We start from the raw sequence: 26,608 nt of genomic DNA, 5'->3' as shown, positions 1-26,608 counted from the left end.
TGATCAAGCGAGTTTCTTCTTCGGATCGTGAAATCCAATGCAAAAGGCAGCAAGCAGCGCCTTCTAACAAGCGCATCCTGAATTCTGAAAACGGCAACACCGGTTACCTGGGAGGCGGACGCGCTGCATGGGTTCATCATGCATGGCCGTGCCGTCCATGGCCTGCTTCATGCGCTGACGCGTGCCATTCCTCATAACCACATCATGGCACCGGCGCCGGGATCATCATCGCGATGGCAGCGCTTTTGTCACGGCAGTTTTTCTGAGCGGTTTGCTGCGTTTTTCTGGTTTGTCAGGCGCCGGACTCGTCGGGCACGGTACAAGGCATGTGCCGGCGCAAGGCTATGTCGGACCGCAACCTGCAAGCCCGGCGATCGTCGGCGGGTGAAGCGAAACGCGCCGCGCTTGGCGGCAATCCAAAACCGAACTTGCGGCTGACGCTGATCAAGGAGTGATCTGAATGGGTCCGCTCAAGGGTTTCCGTATCATTGAAATGGCCGGGATGGGACCGGGGCCGTTCTGCGGCATGCTTCTGTCGGATCTGGGCGCGCAGGTGCTCAGAGTGGAACGGCATGGAACAAGCGCCGATGTCTACGATCCTTTGCAGCGCAACCGGTTGCGCCTGGCGCTGGACCTGAAGGACCGGGATCAGGTGGCTGTGCTGCTCGACATCGTCGAGCACGCCGATGCCTTGTTCGAAGGGTACCGTCCCGGCGTGGCGGAGCGCCTGGGATTCGGGCCGGACGACTGCCTGGGCCGCAATGCAAGGCTGGTGTATGGGCGCATGACCGGCTGGGGGCAGGACGGGCCGCTCGCGAGCCGCGCCGGACACGACATCAATTACATCGCCTTGAGCGGCGCGCTGCACGCCATCGGCCGGCCGGGCGAACGGCCGGTGCCGCCTCTCAACCTAGTGGGAGATTTCGGCGGCGGCGGCATGCTGCTCGCGTTCGGCATGCTGTGCGCGCTGCTGGAGCGTGAGCGATCCGGCCAGGGACAGGTGGTGGATGCGGCGATGGTGGATGGTTCCATCGCGCTGATGGCCATGCTCCTGGGCATGCAGGCGCATGGCTCGCACTGCAACCAAGTCGGCGAGCACTTTCTTGCGGGCGCCGCGCATTACTACGATACCTATCGAACCAAGGACGGCAAATTCATGGCCGTGGGTCCGCTCGAACCGCAATTCTATGCGGAACTCATCGCCAAGGCCGGGCTCGATCCGAAGCTGTTCGGGGACCGGGGCTTCATGAGTGCCGAGGATGGTCCGCAATGCTGGGCGGAACTGAAACCACTCCTCGCCGAGCAGTTCATGACCCGCACGCGCGATGAGTGGTGTGCGGTGTTCGCGGGCAGCGACGCCTGCGTCACGCCGGTGCTGACGCTCGAGGAGGCCCCCCGCGATCCGCACAATCGGGCGCGGCAGGCGTTCGTCGAGGTCGCCGGCGTCCCCCAGAACGCCCCCGCGCCGCGCTTCAGCCGCACACCGGCGGCACACCCCGCGCCGGCCACCGCCGAACCGGCAGCCGTGAAGGAACTGCTGTCGCAATGGGGCTGCAGCCGTGAACAGGTGGCCAGGGCCGCGGCATTTTCGGCGCAACGCGCCGTCACAGCAGAGATCGCGTCATGACTTGTGAGACTCTCAGCCCGCTGACGGCGATGAAGGCACGCCCAAGGGAGCGCTTTTCCTGCGAAGTGGCGCTGTCATTGTCGGAGGTCACCAAATTTGCCGACTCCGTCGGCGACAACAACCCGATACATCATGACATCGCCTATGCCGCGACCACCCGTTTCGGCCGGCCCACGGCGAGCGGACCTCACGCCACGTCTTTGCTGCTTGCCCTGACGGCGTCTCATTTCTCCAAGAAGGGGGCAATGCTGGGCCTGGAGTTCTGGATCCGGTTCAGGCGTCCGATCTATGCGGATGAAACCATTCGATTGGAATGGCTGGTGAGAAAGGTCGCCTGGAACGAGAAATTGCGGGGCGAGATCGTTGATCTGCGGGGCCGTATCAAGGGACAGGATGGCAAGACGTCCCTCGCGGCCAAAGGCCGGGTGCTGCTTACGGATCGCCTTTAGCCAGTGTCCGGATCGAACGGACTTTTACCGCGACGGCGTCGGGAAAGGCGGCAGGCGGGAGGGGACGTTTGCGGTTCTTTCCTGCATCCTGATGCGCGTAGAACGAGAAAGCCCTGCCAGCGGAGGACCGATTGATTACATCTTCTGCCCCCGGACGGAACGTTCCGACATTCGTGCCCGACTCGCCCGCGGCGTGGCGGCGATTGCTGATCGCCCTGGCGATCGCAACGGTCGGCAGCGTCGGCGTGTGGTCGGTCGTGATCGTGCTGCCGACGGTCCAGGCCGAATTCGGCGGCACGCGCGCCGTGGCGTCGCTCGCCTACACATTGGCGATGATCGGTTTTGGCCTCGGCGGAGTCATCACGGGCCGTCTGACGGACCGCGTCGGCATCATCCCCGCGATGGCGATGGGCGTTCTGTCACTGCTGCTCGGTTATCTTTCGGCCGGCATTTCGAATGCGCTCTGGCAATTCAACATGGCGCATTTCCTGGTCGGGTTCGGCGCATCGGCGACCTTCGCGCCGTTGATGGCGGAAGCGTCGCGCTGGTTCGTGCGCCGGCGCGGAATCGCGGTGGGGATCGCGGGCAGCGGATTCTATCTTTCCGGTGCCCTGTGGCCTCCGCTCATCAACCGGGGCATCACCCATTACGGCTGGCAGACGACGCACCTCGCTCTCGGCATTTTTTGCGGAGCCGCGATGACGGTGCTTGTCCTCATACTCCGGTCGAGCATCGGCAGGACGCAGCAGCACCGGCCCGGTGCTGACACCCGCCCGAGCGTCGATACCAGACTCAGCCCCAACGTTCTGACGGTGGTTCTCTCGATCGCGAGCTTCTGCTGCTGCATGGCAATGGCGATACCGCAGGTGCATATCGTCGCTTATTGTGGCGATCTCGGTTACGGCGTCGGGCGCGGAGCCGAAATGCTGTCGCTGATGCTGGCCTTCGGCGCCGTCAGCCGGGTCGGGTCGGGCATCATAGCCGATCGGCTCGGCGGCCTCGCGACCCTGCTGATCGGATCGGTGGCGCAGGCCTCGGCACTCACGATGTACCTGTTCTTCGACGGGCTCACGCCGCTCTATGTGGTCTCCGCCTTGTTCGGCCTGTTCCACGGCGGAATCGTGTCGAGCTACGCCATCATCGTTCGCGAGACGATGCCTGCGAGCGAAGCGGCAACGCGCGTCGGCACGGTGATCATGGTCTCCCTGCTCGGCATGTCGGCCGGAGGCTGGAGTTCCGGCATGATCTTCGACATGACCGGCTCGTATAACGCGGCCTTTCTGAACGGAGTCGGCTGGAACGCGCTGAACGCCGCCATCGTGCTGACGTTGCTGTTGCGATCGCGCGCCCGCACGGCATTTGCCTGATCCGGCCGCATTCCAGCCTTGGCGGTGATCTTGCCGGACAGTCCAACCTTTGAGCCCCCAGCCTCCGGGTTCCCCTGCCCCGCCGCCCACACCGGCGGGGCCTCATGCCCCCATGCTCTTCCCCATGCCGTTGAGGGAGCCTTTCCTGACGGCGGCGAGAGCCCGCGCCTGAACGACGATCGCCGGCGCGTCAGCCTCGAAGAGGTCGGGAACCTGGATGCCCGAGGCGAGAAACTCCCGGAACGTCTTCATCTTGGCGCAGTCGGCGTTGCTGTCGGAGCAGACGAGATAGTATCCGCCGTTCCGTTCGGGGCCGTCGCCGAGCGGCCGGACCAGCCGCCCGGACCGCACATCCTCTTCGATCAGCAGATCCTGACCGAGCGCGACGCCGAACCCTTCGATCGCAGCCTTCAGTGCGAGGTGCTCATCGGCGAAACTCAGGCCCTTCGTGAAGTCCAGGCCATCCATATCCCGCGCAGCGCACCATATCCGCCAGCTCTCGCGGAACTCGTCGTGCAGCAACAGGTGATGCCGCAGGTCTTCCAGTTTCTCCAGCGGCGGGCCGTTGGCCAGCAGACGGGGACTGCAAACGGGATCCAGCCGCTCCGGGCGAATGAGGATGCTCCGGAAGCCCGGGAAATGTCCCGTGCCGTATCGAATGACGGCATCGACCAGACCCTGGCGGACCTCCTCAAGCTCGATGGAAGAACTCAGCCGAACGTCGATATGAGGGTTGTCGTCGAGGAACAGTGGAAGACGGGGAAACAGCCACTTCACCGCAAATGCGGCCTGCACCCCGATCGAGAAGACCTCTACCGAGCGTTTCACCGCAATCCGTTGCGTTGATTCGGAGATGATGCTGAAGGCGTTTCGCAGCGCCGGCAGATAGGATTGTCCGGCTTGAGTAAGAGCCAACGACTTGTGAAGGCGCCGAAACAGCTTCACGCCCAGCAGATCCTCAAGAGACTTCACGTGCTGGCTCACGGCACCGGCCGTCACGTTCAGTTCATTCGCGGCCAGTTTGAAGCTGAGATGGCGCGCCGAGGCCTCGAAAGCCCGCAATGCGTTCAGCGGCGGCATTCGGTAGGACATCCAATGCTCCTTCTTTTTGGCAGAAAAACAAGCCTTCCGGTGTTTGCTGCCTTCGACGTTCAGAGGAACGAGCAGCGCAGGTCGTTCACCAGATCGGTCTTCTCCCAGGAGAAACCGCCATCCGCCTCGGCCTCGCGGCCGAAGTGGCCATAGGCCGCCGTGCGCGCGTAGATCGGCCTGTTGAGGCCGAGATGCGTGCGGATGCCGCGCGGGGAGAGGTCCACCAGCTGCTGGAGCACGTCCGACAGACGGTGCATATCCACCTTCCCCGTGCCTGCGGTATCGACATAGACGGACAGCGGCCTCGACACCCCGATCGCGTAGGAGAGCTGGATCGTGCATTTGTCGGCCAAGCCGGCTGCGACGACGTTCTTCGCCAGATAGCGCGCCGCGTACGCGGCCGAGCGGTCCACCTTTGTCGGATCCTTGCCCGAGAAGGCGCCGCCACCGTGCGGGGCCGCACCGCCATAGGTGTCGACGATGATCTTGCGGCCGGTCAGGCCGGCGTCGCCGTCCGGGCCGCCAATGACGAAGCGGCCGGTCGGGTTCACGTAAAAGGACGGCTCGTCGCACATCCAGCCTTCCGGCAGCACGTTCAGGACATGCGGACGGACGATCTCCCGGATGTCGGCCTGGGAGTACGTCTCGCCGTGCTGGGTCGAGACCACCACCGAGGTGGCGCGGGTCGGGCGGCCGTTGACGTACTGGAGGGTGACCTGGCTCTTGGCGTCCGGACCGAATTCGATGGCGGCGCCGGAGTGGCGGGCCTCGGCCAGCGACTTCAGGATGGCGTGCGCGTAGTAGACCGGCGCCGGCATCAGGGCCGGGGTCTCGTCGCAGGCGTAGCCGAACATGATGCCCTGGTCGCCGGCGCCCTCGTCCTTCCCGCCGGCGGCATCGACGCCCATGGCGATGTCGGCCGACTGGGAATGGACGAAGCACCTGACGTCCATCCTGTCCCAGTGGAAGCCGTCCTGCTCGTAGCCGATGTCCTTCACCGCATGGCGCGCGACCTGAACCAGCATGTCCGGAGTGATGCTCTCGGGACCGCGCACCTCGCCGGCCAGCACCACCTGGTTGGTGGTGCACAGCGTCTCCACCGCGACGCGGGCGTCCGGGGCGTGCGACAGGTAGAGGTCGACGATGGCATCGGAGATCCGGTCGCAGACCTTGTCCGGATGGCCCTCGGACACGGATTCGCTGGTGAAGAGATGGTTCTGTGTGGACACGGTGCGTTCCTTCCCATTTTTGCAAGGGGCCCAATTTTGAAAGGGAGCCCATTTCCGAAAGCGGAGATGCCGCCTTGCGTCATCCGCGGCCGGCCGGCGGCGCCGCGAACTCTTCCATTCCCGTGAAGAGCAATTGGCCGGCATAGTCGGCTATCGATCGTGGAACGAAGATCCGGAAGACCGGCGACGGGTCGGCCAGGATCACGCAGACCGATGCCTGGCCGAGGCGGCTGCGCGCGCAGTCGCCGGGGCCGAAGGATCGGGGCCGAAGGTCGAGCGGGCAGGTCTTGGCCAGCACATCGCGCGCCCGCGCTCCGGACAGGCGGAAGACGACGTGGCAATCCGAAACATCGACCGCCGCCGCATGTGTTCCGGCCAGCCCGCGCCGCAACTCCTCCAGCCGACGCCCGCAGTCGCCATCCGGCACTTCGGCCAGCCACTCGTCCGGACCGAACCAGACGATCGGACCGGAACGCGCGGTCTGCACCCGGTTCGGTTCCGTCGGGGGTCCGGCGCCCAAGGCCTGAGTCACCACCCGGTGGAACAGCCTGTCCGCCGGGTCGCCGCGCAGCAGGATCTTGCCCGTCGGCACGGTTTCCCAGGCACCGGTGATCCGATCCTCCGTGATGAGGGCCGGGGCTTGGACATATGGTGCGTCAGGCATGGCGGCGCTCCCCATCCGGATCGTAGAAGCAGGGTGGCACGATCGTGACCGGATGCGGCCCGCCGTCACGGCGGTACGCCGTGACCGTCTCGCCCAGCCGGCCCCGTCCCCCGGCCACCAGCGCCAAGGCGATGGAACGCCCCACCGCCGGACTGAAATGGCCGGTCGTTACGAAGCCCAGGGTCGGAACGGGCGGGACGGGTCGCGGGGTGTCGGTCAGATGGGTGCCGACGGGCAGGACCAGCGACGGGTCCGCGGTCAGCAGCCCGACCAGCTGCTTGCGGTCGTCGCGGAGCATGTCGGCCCGGAACAGCGACCTTTTCCCGACAAAGTCGCGGGCCGTGGCGGCCGGCACGCCCTGGCCCAGATCGACCGGGGTGACGGTTCCGTCGGTATCCTGTCCGACCACGATGAAGCCCTTCTCTGCCCGCAGCAGATGCATGGCCTCCGTTCCGTAAGGAGTGAGGCCGAAGGTCTCCCCGGCGCGGACGAGGCTTTCCCAGAGCGCCAGCCCGTGGCGGGCGGGCACGTTGATCTCGAAGGACAGATCACCCGAGTAGGCGATCCGGAAGACCCGCGCCGGCAAGCCGGCCACGGTCCCCTGGCGCATCGACATGAAGGGAAAGCGCGCCGGATCGAGGTCGATGTCCGTCACCTGGCGCAGCAGGTCGCGGGCCAGCGGCCCGACCAGCGTGGCGTTCGCCCACTGCTCGGTGACGCAGGTGCAAAAGACGTCCAGATCGGGCCATTCGGTTTGCAGCCACTCCTCCAGCCAGCGCAGCACGCGCGCGGCACCGCTGGAGTTGGTCGACAGGAGAAAATGATCCGGCGCGAGCCGCGTGGTGACGCCGTCGTCGAAGACGACCCCGTTTTCGTTGAGCATCATCCCATAGCGGCACCGGCCGACCGCCAGCCCGCGCCGGGTCGTCACATACATGCGGTCCAGGAATTCCTCGGCGTCGGGTCCCTGGACCTCAATCTTGCCCAGCGTCGAGGCGTCCAGCAGGCCGACGCCGGTCCGCGCGGCGCGGGCTTCGCGCCGCACCGCCTGCTCGGCCGTTTCTCCCGGATTGGGAAAGCAGAACGGGCGGATCCAGGTGCCGGTATCCTCGAACACGGCGCCGTTGGCCTCGTGCCAGGGATGCATCGGGGTGCGCCGCTGCGGTGTGAAGGAGGGGCCGAGATGCGGGCCGGCGATGGCACCGAAGCGGACCGGCTTCAGGTTGGGACGGAAGGTGGTATGGCCCAGCGCCCCGATGCCCACGCCGCGCTGGCCGGCCAGCACGGCGAGGCCGTTCAGCGCCGAGGTCCGGCCCTGATCGGCTCCCATCCCCAGCGCCGTGTAGCGCTTGAGATGCTCGACGGCGCCGTACCCCTCCCGTTCGGCCAGCACGATGTCCGCGACCGTCACGTCGCTTTGCAGATCGACGAAGGATTTGCCCGGCAACGGTCCAGGCAACGGTCCAGGCACATGGGGCAGGAAGAGAGCGGGCTCCTCCTCGTCATCCGTGCCGGGCGGCGGCGGGTGCGGGATTTCCGCCCCGCTCCCCACGCCGGCTTCCGCTTGGCCGGCTGCCGCCTGGCCGGCGGCCAGCCCCTCGGCGACGCAGGCGGACAGGGTGAAGCTGCCGTTGCAGGCTCCGGCCGGCCGGCTGCGATTCAGGGTCGGCGGCTCGCCCGGCACATGCGCGCCGACGTCCGGACGGAAGCGCAGCCGCCCACCCGACTGGCTGAAGAGCTGGACTGACGGGATCCAGCCACCGGACATGGCGACGACGGAGCAGGGCAGTTCCATCGCCGCCGCGCCCACGCCACGCCCGTCGTCGGCCAGCGCGCGGATCTCGACGCCGCGGACCGCCCGCCGGCCGCGCACGGCGGTCACCGCATGTCCGGGAAGGACACCGATGCCGGCCGCCCGCGCTCGCCGGACCAGGGCTCCCCGCGGTTGCGGCCGGATGTCGACGACGGTGACGCGGGCGCCGGCCCCGGCTGCCTCCAGCGCGGTGCGGTAGGCCGTGTCGTTGTTCGTGAAGACGACCATCGTTTGGCCCGGCATCACGGCGTACCGGTTGAGATAGGTCCGCACCGCCCCGGCAAGCATGACGCCCGGCCGGTCGTTGTCGGGAAAGACCAGAGGGCGTTCGACGGCGCCGGTCGCCAGCACCACCTCCCGCGCCCGGATCTTCAGCAGGCGCTGGGCGGGCGGAGGCACCATGGAGTCCCCGCGTTCCTCGACCGCGATCAGGTAATTGTGATCGTGGAAAGCCACGACGCTCGTCCGTTTCAGCGTCTCCACCTCCGGCAGGCTGTCCAGTTCGCCGACCATCGCGGCGACCCAGGCGCGCGCGGCGCGGCCGGCCGGCGTGTCGGGTTCGTCGATCAGGGCTCCCCCCAGTTCGGCGTTCTCGTCGGCGAGGACGACCGACGCCCCTGCCCGCCCGGCGGCCAGGGCTGCGGCCAGACCGGCGGGGCCGCCGCCGACCACGAGCACGTCGCAATGCATGTACCGGTGCTCGTACCGGTTCGCGTCGCGCTGCTCCGGCACGGGCGCCGAACTTGCCGCCTTCCGCAGCATCCGCTCGTAGAGCGGCCACAGCCGGCGGGGCCACGAGAATGTCTTGTAATAGAACCCCGGCGGCAGGAAGCGGGAGAACCGGTCGGCGATCCAGCCGAGCGGGTCGGGGCCGGTCCCGGCGGGCGACAGCTGCGCGAAGGCCTCCAGCCCCTGCCGCAGCGGGACCATGGTCGGCCGGATGTTCGGTTCCAGCGCCGCGCCGGACCCGAGCGTCACCAGAGCGCCCGGCTCCTCCGGGCCGGCGGAGACGATGCCTCTGGGGCGGCCGTACTTGTAGCTGCGGCCGAGGAGCCGGACTCCGTTCGCCAGAAGAGCGGAAGCCAGGGTATCGCCCGCATATCCCTGGTAGTCGCGGCCATCGAAGCGGAAGTCGAGCGGACGGGAGCGGTCGATGCCGCCGCCGCCCGCCAGGCGGTTGGTCTGCGCGGCCCGGCGAACCGGGCACGCGTCAAGGATGGGGGTCACACCGTCCATGGGAATCAGGCCTATGACAGAGGGCACCGCGCTCATCCGGCCGTTGCGGCAGGTGGCGGTTCATCCGGGCGGTAAACCGCCAGGATCCGGCCGGTTGCGGTATCGCGGAGCAGGTTGAACCAGCGCCGGCACCCGGCGGCGTGCAGCCAGCGCTCGCGGTGCGGGCCACGGGTGTTGCTGCGGAAGAACAGGTAATCGCCCCACTGCTCGTCCGTCCGGTCCATCGGGGTCGCGGGGCGCGCGATGTGGGCTTCCCCATGGTAGGAGAATTCGGTCTGGTCGCGCTCCGAGCACCAGGGGCAGCGAATCACCAGCATGGCGGTTCCTTTTCTGCAAGATGGTCTAGTGCGCCACGGTGGCTGCCGCGCCCTCGTCGATGAGGGCGCCGCTGTGGAACCGCTCCATGCCGAACGGCTCGGCCAGCGGGTGGGGAGTACCGCGCGCAAGACAATGGGCGAAGACGAAGCCGGACGCGGGGGTCGCCTTGAACCCCCCGGTGCCCCAGCCGCAATTGAAGAAGAGATTGCGTACCGGCGTGCCGGAGATGATCGGCGAGCGGTCGGCGGTGATGTCGCAGTTTCCCGCCCACTGCCGCATGAACCGCAGCCGTGACAGGGAGGGAAAGAGTTCGAGCAGGGCGCGGACGGCCAGTTCCACCTGATCGAAGCTGCCGCGCTGCGCGTAGGACACGTACGGGTCGGAGCCGGCCCCCATCACCAGTTCGCCCTTGCCCGACTGCGAGACGTAGAGGTGGATGGCGTTCGACATCACGACATGGTCCAGGAACGGGCGGACCGGTTCGGAGACGAACGCCTGCAGGGGAGAGGTCTCCAGCGGCAGGCGGAACCCCGCCATGGTCGCCAGAACGCCGCTGGCCGCCGCCACCGCACAGCCGACGACGCGCGCCCCGATGAAGCCGCGCGTCGTTTCCACGCCGGTCACGGTTCCGCCCCGCGTGCGGAAGCCCAGCACCTCGCAGCGCTGGATGATGTCCACGCCGTGGGCGTCCGCGCCCCGGGCGTACCCCCAGGCCACGGCGTCGTGCCGCGCGACCCCGCCGCGTTTCTGGTGCAACGCCCCGAGCACCGGAAACCGGCAGTCCAGGTTCATCGACGGCAGCATCCGGCGGATTTGGGCGGGATCGAGGAATTCGGAATCGACGCCGTTGAGATGGATGGCGTTGCCCCGCCGTTGGATCTCGTGCAGGTCGTGGAGGCTGTGCGCGAGGTGGATGACGCCACGTTGCGAGAACATGACGTTGAATCCCAGCTCGGCCGACAGCCCCTCCCACAGGCGTATCGAGAAGTCGTACAGCGCCGCCGACGGGTCCTGCAAATAGTTGGACCGGATGATGGTCGTGTTGCGGGCCGTGTTGCCGCCGCCCAGCCAACCCTTTTCAAGCACGGCGACGTTGCGGACGCCGTGTTCCCTGGCCAGGTAATAGGCGGTGGCCAGACCGTGCCCGCCGCCGCCGACGATGACCACGTCATACTCCGGCTTCGGCTCCGGAGTGCGCCACATGCGCGGCCAGGTCCGGTTTCCGGCCAATCCGTGGCGAAGAAGATCGAGGAAGGAGTGCTTGTGCATCGGGGCCTCTTGATCCTGGGCCGGGCCGGAACGGCGCGCTACGTAATATTCTGTATCTCCGTGATCTCGTAGAACCACTCCGAGTGATCGTTATGATGGGAAAAGTGGGAGAGTCCGCGCTGCTTCCACAGAAGAAGCTGATTACGGATCAGGTCGCCATTCTTCTTCCAATGATCATTGTAGAGCATCAGCTCGATGGCATTCTTCTGTCGAATGGTAAAATCGAACTCCCACAGGGCGTGCTTCGCCTCCCACTCCTTGTAGGCGGCGATGACGCTCTGAATGCCGACGATGGAATTCAGGCCGATGAGCACCCGCCCATTGGGCTTCAGATAACGGCCGACCTGCTGGAGGAAGCGGGTGACTGTCTGGTCGCCCTCGAACATGGAGTAGTAGCTGTCCTCGCAGATGGTGCGGAACAGTTCCGGATCGTCCGGCGTCCGCCACCCCGGCGGATTGAAGAAGATGAGGTCGAACCTCCGGTTCTCGAGATCCCGGCTGTCGAACAGGTTGCTCACCAGAAAACGGAGGTGGGGACTGCGACCTCCCTGAAGCGACCGGAAATCGCGCTGCGCGATGCCGTAGTTGGCGCGGGCAACGTCGATGATGTGCTGGTTGATGTCCGTGGCGACGACGTTGCGGGCGCCGGCGATTGCCAGAAGGATCGCCAAAGCTCCGGAGCCGGTGCCGATCTCCAGGATATCGCCCATCTTTTCTTCGATGGTGACGTTCGACAGCAGATACTCGCCGAACGCCAGGCCCGCCTTGCTGGGCTGGAACACCTTGCCGTCCCGCCGCAACTTCACCTCGATCCCGAGACCGAAATAGTGGCTGCAGAGATCCTCGATGCCGGACTGCGGTAAAGCCCGCCCAGGCAGGGGCTGTGCCTCGACACTTTGAAGCATGGCAATTCCTCTCTGATTGAAGGAGTTGTTCGTCTGTCAACCCAGAGGGTTGGTGCCCAGCGATGCCGCGCGCTGCCAGCTCGCCTGGAAAGCTTCCTGCATAATCCGTCCCACATGGTGCCGCTCGAGGTGGTCGATCGCGGCGGCCGTGGTCCCCTTGGGTGTCATGACCTCGTGCCGAAGCGTCGTCGGATCCTCTTGCCGGGCGCGCAGGAGGGCGCCGGCGCCGGCGACGGTTTCCGTGGCGAGGGACCAGGCGTCGGAACGCGAGAAGCCCATTTCCACTGCGCAGTCGCGAAGCGCCTCGGCGAGATAGAAGACGTAGGCGGGGCCGCTTCCCGAGATGCCGGTCGCCTTGTCGATCATCGCCTCTTCGGGAACCTCCACCACCTGGCCAAGGCAGCCGAGCAGCCTCAGGGTATGGGCGTGGTGGGCGCCGGTGACCTCGGGCGTGCGGCAGAACACCGTAATTCCCTGGCCGATCAGGCACGGCGTGTTCGGGATGGTGCGGATGACCTGCCTGGTGCGGAAGCACTCCGAAAGCTCGGCGGTGGTGACCCCGGCCATCACCGAAACGATCAGATTGTCCGGCCCCATTGCGTGATTGATCGAATCGGCCAGCGGTCGCGTGTCGACCGGCTTCACAGCCAGGATCAGAGCGTCGTCGGGCGCCGGTCGATGGGACGCGACGACGTCGCAGGCGAGCGTGCGCCGCAACAGGTCCGCCTTTTCGCGGTCAGCCTCGACGATGATCAGCGGGGAAGCTTCGTTGCCGCGCCCGTCCAGGATGGCTTTGGCGATGGGAAAACCCATGTGGCCGCAGCCGTACATGATCAGGTTCGCCATGTCGTTTCCTTTTGGGTCGTTTCCTTTGGTGTCACCAACCGGGCGGGTGCCGGGTTGCGGACATTCGTGACTGACAGGCCCTGGACTACGCCGCGTTACGCAGCGTCATGTCCCGGATTGCCGGCCCGTCCAGCCGGCCGGCCTTGCGAATGGAGGCAAGCGTGCGGTGCGAAACCTCAAGCCGGCCGGCGACCGCCATGGTCACGTCGACCTGTTGTGGATCGGCCATTCTGTCCAGCGGCCAGCCCGCGCGTCGCAGAATGCGTTCCATCCGCAGATCCACCACGGCCATGAAATCGGTGATGCCGCGCGCCAGCCCGAACTCGACCATCGCGGCGAACATTTCATGGCTGGCGCGACACCATCCGTCAGCGTTGCGCACCGCCGGAGTGGACACGGCGAATCGGCTGGCTTCCCAGATTTGCGGCGAACTCGGGATGGCGTTCTGTCCGGCCAATGACGGGAAGGTGTTCTTGAGCATGTATGGGCCGGTGGTCGGCAGGAGACGGACGCATCCCCCCACCTCGCCATCATTCCGAACATACAGCAGGTAAAAGGGCTTTTGCGTATCGTACTCGTCGAGTTCCATGCCGTTGACGACGGCCACTTTCCAACCCAGACGCAAGTGAAACACTTGATGACGTAGCCGATACATGGCGGAAAGCATCGGAGCATGCGTGGCAGAGTCGCTTGGTCCAGATACCAGTATCATCCGCACCCCCATACAATGCGTTACACGAACATTATTTCTTGAATAGAAGCCACAGGGGGGAGTTCGCCGCACCTGTCCACCTGGACAGGATATCCGGTTGGGTTCGATGCGGCGAATTCGTGAACCCGACGGTGAAGCCGCGGATTCCGTTGATCAGGCTATATATTTACTGGGGTCGCCAAATTTTGAATTAAACGCATGCATTTCTACCATGCCGTGAATTTATTATGTCGCCAGCATGGACATAGGCATCGGCCAAACGCTCGGCCCGGTGCTCGTATGAAGGTGCGACGTAGCAGTTTGGGAGGGCGCCCAGCTCCGTCCCGGGGACTGCATGGACTTTCATATGGAGATCATTCCAGAGAGAACGGCCTGCAATGCGGCTTGCCGCGTGCTGAATACGCCAAATTTCTTTTGTGCGTTTTCTATGTGGAATTTCACTGTTCGCGGACTGAGCCCGACGATCTCGGCAATATCAGTTCTGCTTTTCCCTTTTGCCGCCCACTCCAGGCACTGCTTTTCCCGCGTCGTCAAATCAATGCTGGAGCGCTTCGTGTCCGCAAGTTCGCACTTGCAGACGGAGGCATGGAAATGAATGGATATAACGTGAAGCATCATCGCCAGATTCTCTATGTGCTCCTTGAACTGATCGAATTCTTTGGAGGAGCAGATATTGATGGTTCCTATGCGTCCGTTGCAGTTGTGGATGGGAACGGTCCAGCCATGACGTATTCCAAAAGACGCAGCCTGCCGAAACAGCACTTCCTGTTCCGGACGGGACGCATAAACGACTTCCGGCACTCCCCAGAAAAAGGGCACACAACTTTTTATCGAGGCTTCGATAACCGGATCTATCAGATCCAACTTATTGCGAATATAATAATCTGTCCAATCACTTTTATAATTCCCAATTAAGAATGGTGATCGTGCACTGTTGGTTCCGACGCCGACGTTTAAATAAGCGTAAGACTCGATACTCAGTTCTGACAGAACGAAATTCATTGCCTCTTGCAGCTCTTCAAGATGGCGCGCTTTTGCAATCTCCTTTAAGTATCTTTGGCACGTATTCATGAGCCTATCTCCACTTACTCGTGCGTAGCCCGTCGATCGTCTGTACAAAGATCAAACCAGTCAGGGGATTGGTGCTCTGCGTAGCCGTCTCGGATCTATCCTGTGGTTGCTGTAATTACGAGACGGCGAACGCAAAAGGTGTCGGCTTACATTCGCTATCTCACTGTATAATCCTGGACTTATACTGTGTCTATACCACATAAAGCGAACACCGACTGTGTCGTAAAACAAGAATGTGGCACCGACGTCCAGCACCGGCGGACAAACATACTTGCGTATATTATTTTATGCCCGATCCCGTACCCATTGACGGAAGTTTGTATTCTCCCGACGACACTTTTCCCTAAATGTAGACTATGCATTATCGGATACGGCTTCGGGCCGTGGGCGAGCCCGGCCTGCTACGGCGCCTTCGCAACCCCGGTCAGTTCGGGTGCAGGGTCCGGGTCCGGTCTGTTGCCATCGTCTCCGCCATCGGGCATCAAGGGGGGCATCAAGAGCAGGATGACGGCTCCCCTCCGACCGGTGATGGACATTCGGTGACATGGAACTGCGGCACCTGCGCTATTTCCAGATGGTCGCGGCGGAACGCAGCTTCACCCGCGCGGCGGAGCGGCTGCACATCGCGCAGCCCCCGCTCAGCCGGCAGATCCGTCAGCTCGAAGAGGAGCTGGGGACGGAACTGCTGGTGCGGGGATCACGCCCGCTGGAACTGACCGAGGCCGGGCGCCTGCTCTACGAGCATGCCATCCAGGTGCTGGACCGGGTCGACGACATCCATTGGAGCCTGCGGGCATTGGGCGGGTCGCGCCGCACCGTCTATCCCATCGGGCTGGTCGGCTCGATCCTCTACGGCTCGCTTCCCCGCGTGCTGCGCCGGTTCCGGGCCTCGCGCCCCGACCTCGACGTCCGCCTGATCGAAATGACGACGCTGGAACAGCTGCCGGCGCTGCGCGACCACCGCATCGCCATCGGCTTCGGACGGTTGTCCTTCCAGGAACCGGGCATCGTCCAGCGGGTTCTGCATGACGAACCTTTGGTGGTGGCGGTTTCCAGCGACTCCCCGCTGGCAGCCGGGACCGGCCCCGTGCCCCTGGCGGCCTTGGTCGGCGAAACCCTGCTGGTCTATCCCCGCAAACCCCGACCAAGCTACGCCGATCAGGTGCTGGCGCTGTTCCGCGACCGCGGCCTGCTGCCCAACGCGGTGGTGGAGGCGGGAGAACTCCAGACCGCGCTGGGGCTGGTGGCCTGCGGCGTCGGGCTGTGCCTGGTGCCGGACTCCGCCTCCGGATCGCGCGGCGACCTGATCTACCGGCCGGTCGCCGAACCGGCGATCACCTCGCCGATCATCGTCAGCACGCGGGCTGGCGACGACAACGAGGCGACCGCCGCCCTTCTCGCCATGGTGACGGAGTGAAGCCAGGCGCCGTTCCGGCAGCGCGACAGCTCAACGTCGCGGCGACTTGGTCAAATCAGCAGCATCCTCTGCGCTTTATTATGGCACTGCCCATAACTCCAAAAAGAATGTGGGTTTTGATCTTCCGATTGTTGCGTTTTCTGGATAGTGGCGGATCGCGCATGCGCTGAGCGGATAGTGCGGTGCGCCGATCATCTGCCAAGCTTTTCCGGTCTGGAGGGTCGGTTGACCCCATGGCCATCCATGGCCAGAGGCGGAACGCCATCCATGGTCAAAGGAAAAGCTCGATGACTGGACCAAGCGCCGAAAGCCGGCTTGCCGTATTCCCGAATCCCGACGGGTCGCGTGTGCCCTACACGGTGTTCAGTTCCGAAGAGATCTACGCCCTGGAGCAGGAGCGCATCTATCGCGGCCCGACCTGGAACTTCCTGGGCCTGGAAGCGGAGATCCCCAAGCCCGGCGACTACAAGAGCAGCTTCGTCGGCGACACGCCGGTGGTGATGACGCGGACCGAAGACGGGACGCTGGCCGCCTGGGTCAACCGCTGCGCCCACCGCGGCGCCATGGTCTGCCGCAAGGCCCGCGGCAACGCGCTGTCGCACAGCTGCGTCTATCACCAGTGGAGCTTCGGTGCTGCGGGCAATCTCCAGGGCGTTCCCTTCCGGCGCGGCCAGAAGGGCGCCACCGGGATGCCGAAGGATTTCGATCCGGCCAAGCACAACCTGCATCAGCTACGGGTGGAGAGCTATCGCGGGCTGGTCTTCGCCACCTTCAGCGACACGGTCTGCCCGCTGGCCGACTACATCGGTCCGGAGATGCGGCCCTTCGTCGACCGCATCTTCGCCAAGCCGGTGGTCTATCTCGGCTGCACCCGGCAATATTCGGACAGCAATTGGAAGCTGTACCTGGAGAACGTCAAGGACCCCTACCACGCCAGCCTGCTGCACCTGTTCCACACCACCTTCAACATCTTCCGCGTCGGCATGAAGGCGCGCTGCATCCCCGACGCCACGCACGGGCTGCACAGCATCATCTATGTGTCGAAGAGCGAGGAGGACGTGAACTCGGCCGACTACAAGGCCCAGAAGATCCGCTCCTACGACGAGGGCTTCCATCTGGAGGATGACTCATTGCTGGCGCTGGAGCCGGAATTCGAGGAGATCACCACCAACCACATCCAGCCGATCTTCCCGCAGCTGGTGATCCAGCAGATCCACAACACGCTGGTCGCCCGCCAGCTGCTGCCCAAGGGGCCGGACCATTTCGAGCTGGTCTTCCACTTCTTCGGCTATGAGGACGACACGCCGGAGCTGCGGGCGCTGCGCATCAAGCAGGCCAATCTGGTCGGCCCGGCCGGCTACATCTCGATGGAGGACACCGAGGCGACCGAGCTGGTGCAGCGCGGCACGGTGCGCGACGGCGACAAGACCTCGGTCATCGAGATGGCCCGCTCGGCCCCGGACGAGCAGAACACCCTGATCACCGAAAACCTGATCCGCCGCTTCTGGGTCGGCTATCAGAACCTGATGGGCTTCCAGACGCCCAGCATCGCGGCGGAGTGACCGGCATGAACGACCTGACGACCCGCGACCTGATGATCCGCCTGGAGCTGAGCGCGCTCCAGGACCGTTACGTCTCCATCATCGATAATGACCGGATGGAGGAATGGCCGGCGCTGTTCACCGAGGACTGCCTGTACCAGATCATCTCGAAGGAGAACGAGGATCTGGGGCTGCCGGCGCCGATCATGCATTGCGACAACGCCCGCATGCTGCGCGACCGCGTGGTGGCGATGCGCAACGCCAACATCTTCGAACAGCCGATCTACCGCCATTGCCTGTCCGGCCTGGAATGGAGGAGCGACGGGGCGGACGGCTATCTCTGCCAGACCAGCTATGTGGTGATCAACACCTCGGCGGCCGGGGAATCGACGGTCTACCAAGCCGGGCGCTATCTCGACCATGTGGTGCGCACGGCCGAAGGGCTGCGCTTCAAGGCCAAGCGCTGCATCTACGACACCAGCCGGGTGCAGACCCTGCTGGCCTACCCGATCTGACCGCGGAGAGGAGGCCGACCATGACCGAATGGCACGACGCCGCCGCCACCGACGCGCTCAGCGACGACGAGGTGATGGGGCTCAGCATCGCCGGCGTGCCGGTCGCCCTGTTCCGGCAGGAGGGCGCCTTCTTCGCCCTGCACGACCTCTGCTCCCACGGGGCGGCCCGGCTGTCCGACGGCTTCGTCGAAAACGGCTGCGTCGAATGCCCGCTGCACCAGGGGCTGGTGGACATCCGCAGCGGCGCCCCCTGCTCCGCCCCGATCACCGAGCCGGTGCGTAGCTATCCCGTGCGGGTGGTCGGCGACCGGGTCGAGATCGCTCTCAACCGCTGAGGAGGAGGCGCCCTTGACCGCGATGTTGACCGCGATGCCGGAAAACGACGCGACCTATGTGGTGGTCGGCGGCGGTCAAGCCGCCGCCTGGATCGCCCGCACCCTGCGGGCCGAGGGGTTCGCCGGACGGCTGGTGCTGATCGGCGAGGAACCGCACTGGCCCTATGAACGGCCGGCCCTGTCGAAGGAGTTCCTGCGCGGAACCGGCAGCGTCGAGGCGATCACCCTGCTGAACGCGACGCTGGCCGAGGAGGCCGGCATCGAGTGCTGGCTCGGCCAGCGCGTGACGGCGGTGGACCGGGAGGCGCGGGTCGTCACCACCGCCGACGGCCGGAGCGTCGCCTACGACACGCTGTTCCTGGCGACCGGCGGGCAGGCGCGGCGGTTGCCCGGCCTGGACGCGGTGCCGGCGGAGCGGGTCCACACCCTGCGCACGCTGACGGAGTCCGAACGGCTGCGTGGTGCGCTGGCCGGGGCGAAGCATCTGCTGGTGCTGGGCGGCGGCTGGATCGGGCTGGAGGTCGCGGCGACCGCCCGCGCCCTCGGGGTCGCGGTGACGGTGGTGGAGGCGGCCCCCCGGCTGTGCGCCCGCACCATGCCGCCGGTGGTCTCCGACTGGCTGCACACTCTGCATGAAGCCAACGGCGTGCACGTGCTGACCGGGACCGGTGTTGCCGGCGTCACCGGTACGGCCGATGGCGTCGCCGTCACCCTGGCCGACGGCGGCCGGCTGGATGCCGACCATCTGCTGCTCGGCATCGGCATCGAGCCGGAGGTCGGGCTGGCTGCGGCGATGGGTCTGGCGCTGGACGACGGCATCGTCGTCGATGCCCAGGGGCGGACCTCCGACCCCCGCATCTTCGCCGCCGGCGACGTCGCCCGCCATCCCAACGCCTTCGCCGGGGCGGCGCTGCGGCTGGAATCCTGGGCCAACGCCCAGAACCAGGCCATCGCCGCGGCGCGAGCGGCCCTGGGCGGGACCGGCGTCTATGCCGACATCCCGTGGTTCTGGTCCGATCAGTATGGCGTGAACGTCCAGATGCTGGGGTTGCCCGGCCTCGGCACCCGCGCGGTTGCGCGCGGCACGCCGGAGGCCGGAAGTGGCTGCTGGCTGATGCTGGACGAGTCCGGGATCGCCGTCGGCGCGGTCGCGGTCAACGCCGCCCGCGACCTGCGCGTGCTGCGCAAGCTGCTGGAGGATGGCCGCGCCCCGCTGCCGGACGCCTGGGCCGACACGGCGACGCCGGTCCAGCGCCTGCCCAGCCGCCCGAACGTCGGAATGGACTGACGCGTCCTTCCAGACATTCCGGCTCCGGTTTCAAGGAACCGAATTTCGGATCTGGACAGTTCGACCCCCGCCACGGACAACCGGTGCACCGCAGAGACACGGATGCCAAAAGCCGGATCGCGGGGGTATGCTCCAAACACTTCAAGAACAGGGAAATTCACCAATGAACCGTCGCAGCTTTCTCACCACGACCGCCGCAACCGCAACCCTCGCCGCCACCGGCGGCTTCGCGTTCGCGCCGTCCATCGCGCGGGCGCAGAACCAGGCGGTGAAGGTGGCGTTCGTCGGCACGCTGTCCGGTCCGGGGGCGGCGCTGGGCACGCATCTGCGCGACGGCTGGCTGGCGGGGGTGACGCGGCTGAACAACCAGCTCGGCGGCCGGGCGGTCGAGACGCTGGTGATCGACGACGAGCTGAAGCCCGACGTGGCGGTGTCCAAGGTCCGCGCCGCGCTGGAGCGCGACAAGGTCGATTTCGTGGTCGGCGTCGTCTTCAGCAACATGCTGCAGGCCATCGTCCGCCCGGTGACGGAGAGCAACACCTTCCTGATCACCGCCAACGCCGGTCCCTCCACCCTCGCCGGCAAGGGGTGCAGTCCGTTCCTCTTCAGCAGCGCCTACCAGAACGACCAGCCGCACGCGACGATGGGGCAGGCGGCGCAGGATCTGGGCTACAAGCGCGTCTTCATCCTGGTGCCGAACTATCAGGCCGGCAAGGACGCGGTGGCCGGTTTCCGCAGCCGCTACAAGGGCGAGGTGGTCGACGAGATCTATGTGCCGCTGAGCCAGCTCGACTTCTCGACCGAGGTCACCAAGATCGCCGCCGCCAAGCCGGACGCCATCTTCACCTTCATGCCGGGCGCGCTCGGCGTCAATCTGGTGCGGCAGTACCGGCAGGCCGGGCTGGCCAACATCCCCTTCCTGTCCACCTTCACCGTCGATGAATCGACCCTGCCGGCCCAGGGCGAGGCGGCGCTCGACTTCTACACCGCCGCCACCTGGGCGCCCAACTTCGACAACCCGCACAGCCGCCGCTTCGTGCAGGAGTTCGAGGCGGCCTACGGCTATGTCCCGTCGAACTTCGCCGCCCACGCCTATGACGCCGCCCACATGCTGGACGCGGCGATCCGCCGGACCAAGGGCGACGTCGCCGACAAGGCGGCGCTACGCACGGCGCTGGAGGCCGGCGATTTCCCGTCGGTGCGGGGCGCGCTGCGGCTGGGTCCCAACCATTTCCCGATCCAGGATTTCTGGCTGTGCAAGGTCGCCAAGCGCGCCGACGGCAAGTTCCAGACGGAAACCGTGCGCAAGGTGCTGACCGCCGACGCCGACAGCTACGCCGCCTCCTGCAAGATGGGGTGACGGGCGGGACGGGCTGACAGGGGGCTTTCGCGATGTCCATGCTTCTGGTGCAGGCCCTGAACGGCCTGCAGTTCGGGGTGCTGTTGTTCCTGGTGGCGGCCGGACTCAGTCTGGTGTTCGGCGTCATGGACCTGATCAATCTGGCCCATGGCGTCCAGTACATGCTGGGGGCCTATGTCGCCGCCACGCTGGGGGTGTGGACCGGCAGCTTCTGGCTGGGGGCGCTGCTGGCCCTGCCGGTGGCGCTGCTGGTCGGGCTGGCGCTGGAATGGCTGGTGTTCCGCCATCTCTACCGCCGCGACCATCTGAGCCAGGTGCTCGCCACCTTCGGGGTGATCCTGACGGTGGAGGAGGCGACGCGGGCACTGTGGGGCAGCGCGCCGCAGACCGTGCTGGAGCCGTCGGGACTGTCCGGCGGCCCGCTGGGCGGGGTGGAGATCGTCGCCGGACTGATCTACCCGACCTACCGGCTGGTCATCATCGGCGTCGGCATCGTGGTGCCGCTGCTGCTGTGGTTCCTGGTGGAGCGCACGCGGGCCGGCATGCTGGTGCGGGCGGGGGCGACCCATCCCGCCATGGTGTCGGCGCTGGGGGTGGACATCCGCCGCCTGTTCACAATCGTCTTCGCCTTCGGCGCCATGCTGGCGGGCTTCGCCGGGGCGCTGGCCAGCCCGATCTTCCCGGTGGCGCCGGGCATGGGCGACACCGTGCTGATCCTGTGCTTCGTGGTCATCGTCATCGGCGGCGTCGGCTCCATCCGCGGCGCCTTCATCGCAGCATTGCTGGTCGGGCTGCTCGACAGTGTGGGGCGGGCGATGCTGCCCGACCTGCTGCGGCTGCTGCTCGACCCGTCGTCGGCCCGGCAGACCGGAGCGGCGCTGGCCTCCATGCTGGTCTACATCGTCATGGCCGCCATCCTGTTCTTCCGCCCGGCCGGGCTGTTTCCGGGAGGACGTTCGGCATGACGGCACCGCTTCGCAAAACCCTTCGCAAACATGCCCTTGCCCTGGTCACGCTGCTGGCGCTGGCGGCGGCCCCCTTCCTCGGTTTCGGCGACGGCTTCGCGCTCGGCCTGCTGGCCCGCGCGATGATCCTGGGCATGGCGGCGGTCAGCCTGTCGCTGCTGGTCGGCGGCGCCGGGCTGGTCAGCCTGGGCCACGCCGCGACGATGGGGATCGGCGCCTATACCGTGGTCGCCTTCGACGCCGCCGGGATCAGCGAGGGGTTGATCGTCTTTCCCGCCGCCATCACCGCGGCCGCCGCCTACGCGCTTCTGACGGGAGCGGTGTCGCTGCGCACCAGCGGCGTGCATTTCATCATGATCACGCTGGCCTTCGGCCAGATGGCCTTCTTCACCACCTCCTCCTTCTCCAGCCTGGGCGGCGACGACGGCTACACGCTCTATGCCCGCACCGAATGGCTGGGGACCCGGATCCTGGACAGCCGCCTGACCTTCCATTTCCTCTGCCTCAGCCTGCTGGCCCTGGTCTGGGTCGGCGGCAGCCTGCTGCTGGGCAGCCGGTTCGGCCGGGTGCTGCGGGCGGCGCGGGAGAATCCGCAGCGGGCGCTGGCGGTCGGCTTCCAGCCCTACCCCTACCGTCTGGTCGCCTATGTGATGGCCGGGGCGGTCGGCGGGCTGGCCGGCGCCCTGCTGGCCAACGCGACGGAGTTCGTGTCCCCTGCCCTGCTGTCCTGGACCCGCTCGGGCGAGCTGCTGTTCATGGTCATCCTCGGCGGCGTCGGCCAGCTCGGCGGCGCGATCCTGGGGGCGCTCGCCATCGTGCTGCTGGAGGAATCGCTGTCGCACCTGCTGGTCTACTGGCGGCTGGTGTTCGGGCCGCTGCTGGTGCTGTCGGTGCTGTTCCTGCCGGACGGGCTGGTCGGCGCCCCGCTGCGCCTGCGCGCCGCCTTCCGGTTCGCCTCGCCCAAGCGGAGGAACGCCGATGCCTGATCCGTTGCTGGAGCTGCGCGGCCTGAGCAAGAATTTCGGCGCGCTGACCGTGACCTCCGACGTGTCGCTGACCGTCCTGCCGGGGGAGATCCACGCGATCATCGGCCCGAACGGGGCGGGCAAGACCACGCTGATCCACCAGATCAGCGGCACCCTGCGCCCGGACCGCGGAACCATCCGCTTCGCCGGGCAGGATGTGACCGCCCTGCCCTTCGAACGCCGCGCCCGGCTGGGGCTGGCCCGCAGCTTCCAGATCACCAGCATCGTGCCGGGCTTCACCGCCCTGGAGAATGTGGCGCTGGCGGTGCAGGCGCGCAGCGGCTCCTCCTTCCGCTTCCTGCGACCGGTCGCGAACGAGAAGGCGCTGAACGAGGAGGCGCGCGCCGCACTCGACACCGTCGGGCTGGGCCGCGTCGCCGACCGCGGCGCCGCGGCCCTGTCGCATGGCGAGAAGCGCCAGCTCGAACTCGCCATCGCCATCGCGATGAACCCCCGCCTGCTGCTGCTCGACGAGCCGCTGGCCGGGGCCGGGCCGGAGGAGACGGAGCGGCTGATCGGCATCCTGCGCGACCTGCGCAGCCGCTACGGCATCCTGCTGGTCGAGCATGACATGCAGGCGGTGTTCGCCCTGGCCGACCGCATCTCCGTCCTGGTCTATGGCCGGGTCATCGTCACCGGCACGGTGGACGAGATCCGCGGCCATCCGGAAGTCCGCACCGCCTATCTTGGAGAGGACGCGCTGGCGTGATGCTGAAGATCGACAATCTCACGGCGGGCTACGGCCAGAGCCAGGTGCTGTTCGACGTGTCGCTCTCCATCGAGGCCGGTCAGGTGCTGGCCCTGATGGGGCGCAACGGCATGGGCAAGACGACGACCATCTCCGCAATCATGGGGCTGATCCCGCGCTGGGGCGGCGGCGTCAGCTTCGACGGCCGGGGCATCGGCCGGATGCCGCCGCACCGGGTGGCGCGGCTGGGGGTCGGGCTGGTGCCGGAAGGCCGCCAGATCTTCCCGACCCTGACGGTGGAGGAAAACCTCGTCGCCACCGCCGCCGCCCGTGGCGATGGAACCGCACGCTGGACGCTGGAGGCGGTGTGGGAACTGTTCCCCCGCCTGCGCGAACGCCGCCGCAACCTGGGCAACCGCCTGTCGGGCGGCGAGCAGCAGATGCTGGCGATCGGGCGGGCGCTGATGACCAACCCGCGCCTGCTGATCCTGGACGAAGCGACCGAAGGGCTGGCCCCGGTGATCCGCGCCGAAATCTGGGCGGTGCTGGAGACGCTGAAGCGCGAAGGCCAGTCCATCCTTCTGGTCGACAAGAACCTGTCGGCGGTACTGCGCCTCGCCGACGCCTGCGCGGTGATCGAGAAGGGCCGCACGGTGTGGAGCGGCACCAGCGCGGAGCTGGGCCGGGCGACGGACATCCAGGAAAGCTACCTGCACATCTGAGGCGTCGGGGGATAGCGGCCGCCGTCAGGCGCACCCCCGGCGCAGGGTGTCGGACGGCCGCTCGCCGAAGCGCTCGGCATAATCCTGGGCGAAGCGGCTCAGATGGGTGAAGCCGGCGTTCAGCGCGATGGCCGTCACGCTGGCATCTTCCCCACCACCGGCGCGCAGCTGCGCATGAACATCGTCGAGCCGCAGGTTGCGCAGATAGCGTAACGGGCTGACGCCCTCGAAGCGCTTGAAGGCGTCGTGCAGCGTGCGTTCCGGCACGCCGGCCGCCTGGGCGATGTCGGCCAGCGTGACCGCGGCGGCGGAATTCTCCCGCAGATAGGCGATGGCGCGATGAACCGACACCGGCCGCGGACCCTGCGGCCGGTCGTCCGTCTCGACGCATTCCTGCCCGGCCAGCAGCAGCCGCAGGAAAAGCTGCTCATACTCCGCGGCGACCAGGGCGTCGTCGCGGATCAGCCGCACGGTGGCCGGGTCGCCGATCACGCCGCGCAGCGCCACCAGCAGCGGCGTCAGCCGCGGGCTGCGCAGATCGAGCCTTGACGCCAGCCGCACCGGACGCGGCCCGTTGAAGGTCGCCAGCCGGGTGCGCGCAATCTTGAGCACCAGCTGCTCGCAATCGGGCGAGAACTGCCCAGCGATTGGGCTTCCCGGCGAACAGAGCACGCCGTTGAAACGGTCCACGGTGAAGGTGTCGCGCTCGATGCGGATTTCGGCGCCGCCGCTGACGCAGAGGATGGCGAGATAGTAATCGTCCAGCGGCGGGACGGCGATCGATGCCTGACCGAACTTGATCGTCCCGATCCCCATGCCCTTCATCGCCATGAAATCCATGTGCGAGGGCTGCCCCCCCTTCGGCCGGCCGCAGGCCATCAGGCTGTGCGGCTGCATCACCTTGGAAATCCGTTCGCGGGCGTCGTCCAGATCCGCTGTCTCGAAGACGCGGCACAGCCGAAGCGCCGACGCGTCGAGGGACGGCCCGTTCAGGGCAGACAAGGCGGCAGTCATGTCCATGGCGACGCATCCTCCCGGCTGTGGACAATCCTCGCAACGATACGGACTCTAAGCAAATCTTATACCGTATCCCGGATTCCGAAACGGGAACGCCCCCGCCAGGACTGGCGGGGGTCGTTACGGAGCGGAAGCCGGGGCGCCCCTGGGGCGTCTGGACCGTTCAGGCGGACACGCGCGCGCGTTCGACCACGTCGGCCGGCAGGCCGTCGCGGGCCTCGACCAGACGGAAGTCGAAGCCGATCTCGGCGAAGGGACGGGTCACGCCACGGGCCTCCAGCGCCGCCGGATCGTCGATGCGGCGAATCTCGGGCACCAGACCGTCGCGGGTGGCGAAGGCGAAATCGTCGTCGATCAGCGGGTCGCCCTGGATGTTGATCTGCGTCGTCAGCTTGCGGTAGCCGGGGGCGCTGACGAAGAAGTGGATGTGGGCGGGACGGGCGCCGTGGCGGCCCAGCAGGTCCAGCAGTTGCAGCGTGCTGCTGCCCGGCGGGCAGGCATAGCCCGACGGCATGATCGACTGGAAGGAATAGCGCCCGTCGGCACCGGTCTGGATGGTGCCACGGTTGTTGAAGGGCGTCTGCGAACTGTCGAAGATCGAATAGTTGCCCTTGGAATTGGCATGCCAGACCTCGACCACCGCGTTGGGGATCGGCTTGCCCGAGGCATCGCGCACGACGCCCGACATGAAGAGCGGCTCCGCCTCGCTGTCCAGCCCGTCATCGATGCGGGCGCTGCCCTGGTGTACCGGGGCGCCGGCCACATAGAGCGGGCCTTCGATGGTGCGCGGCGTGCCGTTCTCATTCAGGCCGGCGGCGCTCTCGCGCTCCTCGACCAGCAGGTCGATGAAATGCTCGAAGCCCAGCCCCGGAGCCAGCAGCCCGGCCTCGTTGTTCTTGCCCAGCTCGGTCAGGTAGTTGCAGGCGGTCCAGAATTCGTCCGGGGTAACGTCGAATTCGTTCATCGTCACGAACAAGTCGCGGACGATGCGGTCGACGATCGCCTTGACCCGCGGGTTGGGCGTCTTGCCGGGCGTGACCTGGGTGAAGCGCGCCAGCAGCGCATCGATTTCCTTGGCCTGCATGGGAGTCTCCCTTTGAACTTGTTGGTTGGTGGCGTGAGGGGGGCTGGGGAACG

Annotated in this window: 25 protein-coding genes; 13 read left to right on the top strand and 12 right to left on the bottom strand. The window is 66.4% G+C overall.

The annotated features are described in order from the left end of the window. Positions 1 to 460: 460 nt before the first annotated feature. The 3 genes from J2848_RS15660 to J2848_RS15650 all read left to right on the top strand — a co-directional run bounded on the left by J2848_RS15660 (position 461) and on the right by J2848_RS15650 (position 3,443). Positions 461 to 1,627, top strand: coding sequence for a CaiB/BaiF CoA transferase family protein (locus J2848_RS15660; protein ID WP_149231845.1), 1,167 nt, complete (start codon positions 461 to 463; stop codon positions 1,625 to 1,627). Further along, the gene (locus tag J2848_RS15655) at positions 1,624 to 2,076 is read left to right on the top strand and encodes a MaoC family dehydratase (protein ID WP_149231846.1); all 453 of its coding nucleotides are present in this window, start codon (positions 1,624 to 1,626) and stop codon (positions 2,074 to 2,076) included. The genes J2848_RS15660 and J2848_RS15655 overlap by 4 nt, the downstream gene beginning before the upstream one ends. A gap of 203 nt (positions 2,077 to 2,279) precedes the next feature. Then, complete coding sequence (locus J2848_RS15650) at positions 2,280 to 3,443, top strand: MFS transporter (protein ID WP_246193904.1); 1,164 nt, start codon at positions 2,280 to 2,282, stop codon at positions 3,441 to 3,443. A 102-nt stretch (positions 3,444 to 3,545) separates the two neighbouring features. Here J2848_RS15650 and gcvA read toward each other — a convergent pair whose 3' ends face one another. The 10 genes from gcvA to J2848_RS15600 all read right to left on the bottom strand — a co-directional run bounded on the left by gcvA (position 3,546) and on the right by J2848_RS15600 (position 14,598). Further along, a complete protein-coding gene (gene gcvA, locus J2848_RS15645) occupies positions 3,546 to 4,523 on the bottom strand; it encodes a transcriptional regulator GcvA (RefSeq protein ID WP_170307052.1) in 978 nt (325 codons plus the stop codon). A 71-nt stretch (positions 4,524 to 4,594) separates the two neighbouring features. Next, on the bottom strand, positions 4,595 to 5,764 hold the full coding sequence (gene metK / locus J2848_RS15640; RefSeq protein WP_149231849.1) for a methionine adenosyltransferase: 1,170 nt from the start codon (positions 5,762 to 5,764) through the stop codon (positions 4,595 to 4,597). Positions 5,765 to 5,843: 79 nt separating this feature from the next. Continuing rightward, a complete protein-coding gene (locus J2848_RS15635) occupies positions 5,844 to 6,428 on the bottom strand; it encodes a sarcosine oxidase subunit gamma (RefSeq protein WP_170307053.1) in 585 nt (194 codons plus the stop codon). Next, positions 6,421 to 9,468: a sarcosine oxidase subunit alpha family protein gene (locus J2848_RS15630; protein WP_253568663.1), complete on the bottom strand. Its 3,048-nt coding sequence runs from the start codon at positions 9,466 to 9,468 to the stop codon at positions 6,421 to 6,423. Before J2848_RS15630 ends, J2848_RS15635 begins: the two co-directional genes overlap by 8 nt. Positions 9,469 to 9,509: 41 nt before the next feature. Further along, entirely contained in the window at positions 9,510 to 9,794 is a 285-nt protein-coding gene (locus tag J2848_RS15625; RefSeq protein ID WP_149231852.1) for a sarcosine oxidase subunit delta, read from the bottom strand. A gap of 25 nt (positions 9,795 to 9,819) precedes the next feature. Then, positions 9,820 to 11,064: a sarcosine oxidase subunit beta family protein gene (locus J2848_RS15620; RefSeq protein WP_149231853.1), complete on the bottom strand. Its 1,245-nt coding sequence runs from the start codon at positions 11,062 to 11,064 to the stop codon at positions 9,820 to 9,822. 38 nt (positions 11,065 to 11,102) lie between these two features. Further along, positions 11,103 to 11,969 (bottom strand): methyltransferase, encoded by an 867-nt coding sequence (locus J2848_RS15615; protein ID WP_149231854.1) that lies wholly within the window; start codon positions 11,967 to 11,969, stop codon positions 11,103 to 11,105. A gap of 36 nt (positions 11,970 to 12,005) precedes the next feature. Further along, complete coding sequence (gene proC, locus J2848_RS15610; RefSeq protein ID WP_149231855.1) at positions 12,006 to 12,815, bottom strand: pyrroline-5-carboxylate reductase; 810 nt, start codon at positions 12,813 to 12,815, stop codon at positions 12,006 to 12,008. An 85-nt stretch (positions 12,816 to 12,900) separates the two neighbouring features. After that, positions 12,901 to 13,482 carry an acyl-homoserine-lactone synthase gene (locus J2848_RS15605; RefSeq protein WP_246193905.1) on the bottom strand — a complete coding sequence of 194 codons (582 nt, stop codon included), beginning with the start codon at positions 13,480 to 13,482 and terminating at the stop codon, positions 12,901 to 12,903. A 387-nt stretch (positions 13,483 to 13,869) separates the two neighbouring features. Then, on the bottom strand, positions 13,870 to 14,598 hold the full coding sequence (locus J2848_RS15600) for a helix-turn-helix transcriptional regulator (RefSeq protein WP_149231857.1): 729 nt from the start codon (positions 14,596 to 14,598) through the stop codon (positions 13,870 to 13,872). A gap of 544 nt (positions 14,599 to 15,142) precedes the next feature. Between J2848_RS15600 and J2848_RS15595 the strand changes: the two genes are divergently transcribed. From J2848_RS15595 to J2848_RS15550, 10 genes are all read left to right on the top strand, one after another. After that, complete coding sequence (locus tag J2848_RS15595) at positions 15,143 to 16,015, top strand: LysR family transcriptional regulator (protein ID WP_149231858.1); 873 nt, start codon at positions 15,143 to 15,145, stop codon at positions 16,013 to 16,015. A 287-nt stretch (positions 16,016 to 16,302) separates the two neighbouring features. Further along, the gene (gene andAc / locus J2848_RS15590; RefSeq protein ID WP_149231859.1) at positions 16,303 to 17,577 is read left to right on the top strand and encodes an anthranilate 1,2-dioxygenase large subunit AndAc; all 1,275 of its coding nucleotides are present in this window, start codon (positions 16,303 to 16,305) and stop codon (positions 17,575 to 17,577) included. 5 nt (positions 17,578 to 17,582) lie between these two features. Continuing rightward, positions 17,583 to 18,071, top strand: a complete 489-nt coding sequence (gene andAd, locus J2848_RS15585) for an anthranilate 1,2-dioxygenase small subunit AndAd (RefSeq protein WP_149231860.1) — start codon at positions 17,583 to 17,585, stop codon at positions 18,069 to 18,071. Between the two features lie 20 nt (positions 18,072 to 18,091). Then, the gene (andAb, locus tag J2848_RS15580; protein WP_149231861.1) at positions 18,092 to 18,406 is read left to right on the top strand and encodes an anthranilate 1,2-dioxygenase ferredoxin subunit AndAb; all 315 of its coding nucleotides are present in this window, start codon (positions 18,092 to 18,094) and stop codon (positions 18,404 to 18,406) included. Positions 18,407 to 18,428: 22 nt separating this feature from the next. Next, positions 18,429 to 19,694, top strand: a complete 1,266-nt coding sequence (locus J2848_RS15575; RefSeq protein WP_149232058.1) for an NAD(P)/FAD-dependent oxidoreductase — start codon at positions 18,429 to 18,431, stop codon at positions 19,692 to 19,694. Positions 19,695 to 19,857: 163 nt separating this feature from the next. Beyond that, complete coding sequence (locus J2848_RS15570) at positions 19,858 to 21,054, top strand: ABC transporter substrate-binding protein (RefSeq protein ID WP_149231862.1); 1,197 nt, start codon at positions 19,858 to 19,860, stop codon at positions 21,052 to 21,054. A 32-nt stretch (positions 21,055 to 21,086) separates the two neighbouring features. Further along, the gene (locus tag J2848_RS15565) at positions 21,087 to 22,019 is read left to right on the top strand and encodes a branched-chain amino acid ABC transporter permease (protein ID WP_149231863.1); all 933 of its coding nucleotides are present in this window, start codon (positions 21,087 to 21,089) and stop codon (positions 22,017 to 22,019) included. After that, the gene (locus J2848_RS15560) at positions 22,016 to 23,005 is read left to right on the top strand and encodes a branched-chain amino acid ABC transporter permease (protein WP_149231864.1); all 990 of its coding nucleotides are present in this window, start codon (positions 22,016 to 22,018) and stop codon (positions 23,003 to 23,005) included. The genes J2848_RS15565 and J2848_RS15560 overlap by 4 nt, the downstream gene beginning before the upstream one ends. Further along, the gene (locus J2848_RS15555) at positions 22,998 to 23,753 is read left to right on the top strand and encodes an ABC transporter ATP-binding protein (protein ID WP_149231865.1); all 756 of its coding nucleotides are present in this window, start codon (positions 22,998 to 23,000) and stop codon (positions 23,751 to 23,753) included. The genes J2848_RS15560 and J2848_RS15555 overlap by 8 nt, the downstream gene beginning before the upstream one ends. Further along, the gene (locus J2848_RS15550) at positions 23,753 to 24,454 is read left to right on the top strand and encodes an ABC transporter ATP-binding protein (protein WP_149231866.1); all 702 of its coding nucleotides are present in this window, start codon (positions 23,753 to 23,755) and stop codon (positions 24,452 to 24,454) included. The genes J2848_RS15555 and J2848_RS15550 overlap by 1 nt, the downstream gene beginning before the upstream one ends. Before the next feature lie 24 nt (positions 24,455 to 24,478). Here the strand turns inward: J2848_RS15550 and J2848_RS15545 are convergent, their stop codons facing one another. Both J2848_RS15545 and catA read right to left on the bottom strand, forming a co-directional pair. Next, positions 24,479 to 25,474 (bottom strand): AraC family transcriptional regulator, encoded by a 996-nt coding sequence (locus J2848_RS15545; protein ID WP_149231867.1) that lies wholly within the window; start codon positions 25,472 to 25,474, stop codon positions 24,479 to 24,481. Between the two features lie 160 nt (positions 25,475 to 25,634). Then, positions 25,635 to 26,555 carry a catechol 1,2-dioxygenase gene (catA, locus tag J2848_RS15540; RefSeq protein ID WP_149231868.1) on the bottom strand — a complete coding sequence of 307 codons (921 nt, stop codon included), beginning with the start codon at positions 26,553 to 26,555 and terminating at the stop codon, positions 25,635 to 25,637. Positions 26,556 to 26,608: the final 53 nt, after the last annotated feature.

This window comes from Azospirillum lipoferum, from assembly GCF_024170005.1.
GTDB classification, from domain to species: domain Bacteria; phylum Pseudomonadota; class Alphaproteobacteria; order Azospirillales; family Azospirillaceae; genus Azospirillum; species Azospirillum lipoferum.
The sequence above is the reverse complement of the archived record's forward strand: the minus strand, read 5'-3'. Positions and strand labels throughout refer to the sequence as shown.

Coding starts and splice junctions, on each gene's coding strand:
- J2848_RS15660 (WP_149231845.1), top strand. CDS start 461: ATGGGTCCGCTCAAGGGTTTCCGTATCATTGAAATGGCCGGGATGGGA.
- J2848_RS15655 (WP_149231846.1), top strand. CDS start 1,624: ATGACTTGTGAGACTCTCAGCCCGCTGACGGCGATGAAGGCACGCCCA.
- gcvA (WP_170307052.1), bottom strand. CDS start 4,523: ATGCCGCCGCTGAACGCATTGCGGGCTTTCGAGGCCTCGGCGCGCCAT.
- J2848_RS15635 (WP_170307053.1), bottom strand. CDS start 6,428: ATGCCTGACGCACCATATGTCCAAGCCCCGGCCCTCATCACGGAGGAT.
- J2848_RS15625 (WP_149231852.1), bottom strand. CDS start 9,794: ATGCTGGTGATTCGCTGCCCCTGGTGCTCGGAGCGCGACCAGACCGAA.
- J2848_RS15620 (WP_149231853.1), bottom strand. CDS start 11,064: ATGCACAAGCACTCCTTCCTCGATCTTCTTCGCCACGGATTGGCCGGA.
- J2848_RS15615 (WP_149231854.1), bottom strand. CDS start 11,969: ATGCTTCAAAGTGTCGAGGCACAGCCCCTGCCTGGGCGGGCTTTACCG.
- proC (WP_149231855.1), bottom strand. CDS start 12,815: ATGGCGAACCTGATCATGTACGGCTGCGGCCACATGGGTTTTCCCATC.
- J2848_RS15605 (WP_246193905.1), bottom strand. CDS start 13,482: ATGCTTTCCGCCATGTATCGGCTACGTCATCAAGTGTTTCACTTGCGT.
- J2848_RS15600 (WP_149231857.1), bottom strand. CDS start 14,598: ATGAATACGTGCCAAAGATACTTAAAGGAGATTGCAAAAGCGCGCCAT.
- J2848_RS15595 (WP_149231858.1), top strand. CDS start 15,143: ATGGAACTGCGGCACCTGCGCTATTTCCAGATGGTCGCGGCGGAACGC.
- andAc (WP_149231859.1), top strand. CDS start 16,303: ATGACTGGACCAAGCGCCGAAAGCCGGCTTGCCGTATTCCCGAATCCC.
- andAd (WP_149231860.1), top strand. CDS start 17,583: ATGAACGACCTGACGACCCGCGACCTGATGATCCGCCTGGAGCTGAGC.
- andAb (WP_149231861.1), top strand. CDS start 18,092: ATGACCGAATGGCACGACGCCGCCGCCACCGACGCGCTCAGCGACGAC.
- J2848_RS15575 (WP_149232058.1), top strand. CDS start 18,429: ATGTTGACCGCGATGCCGGAAAACGACGCGACCTATGTGGTGGTCGGC.
- J2848_RS15570 (WP_149231862.1), top strand. CDS start 19,858: ATGAACCGTCGCAGCTTTCTCACCACGACCGCCGCAACCGCAACCCTC.
- J2848_RS15565 (WP_149231863.1), top strand. CDS start 21,087: ATGTCCATGCTTCTGGTGCAGGCCCTGAACGGCCTGCAGTTCGGGGTG.
- J2848_RS15560 (WP_149231864.1), top strand. CDS start 22,016: ATGACGGCACCGCTTCGCAAAACCCTTCGCAAACATGCCCTTGCCCTG.
- J2848_RS15555 (WP_149231865.1), top strand. CDS start 22,998: ATGCCTGATCCGTTGCTGGAGCTGCGCGGCCTGAGCAAGAATTTCGGC.
- J2848_RS15550 (WP_149231866.1), top strand. CDS start 23,753: ATGCTGAAGATCGACAATCTCACGGCGGGCTACGGCCAGAGCCAGGTG.
- J2848_RS15545 (WP_149231867.1), bottom strand. CDS start 25,474: ATGGACATGACTGCCGCCTTGTCTGCCCTGAACGGGCCGTCCCTCGAC.
- catA (WP_149231868.1), bottom strand. CDS start 26,555: ATGCAGGCCAAGGAAATCGATGCGCTGCTGGCGCGCTTCACCCAGGTC.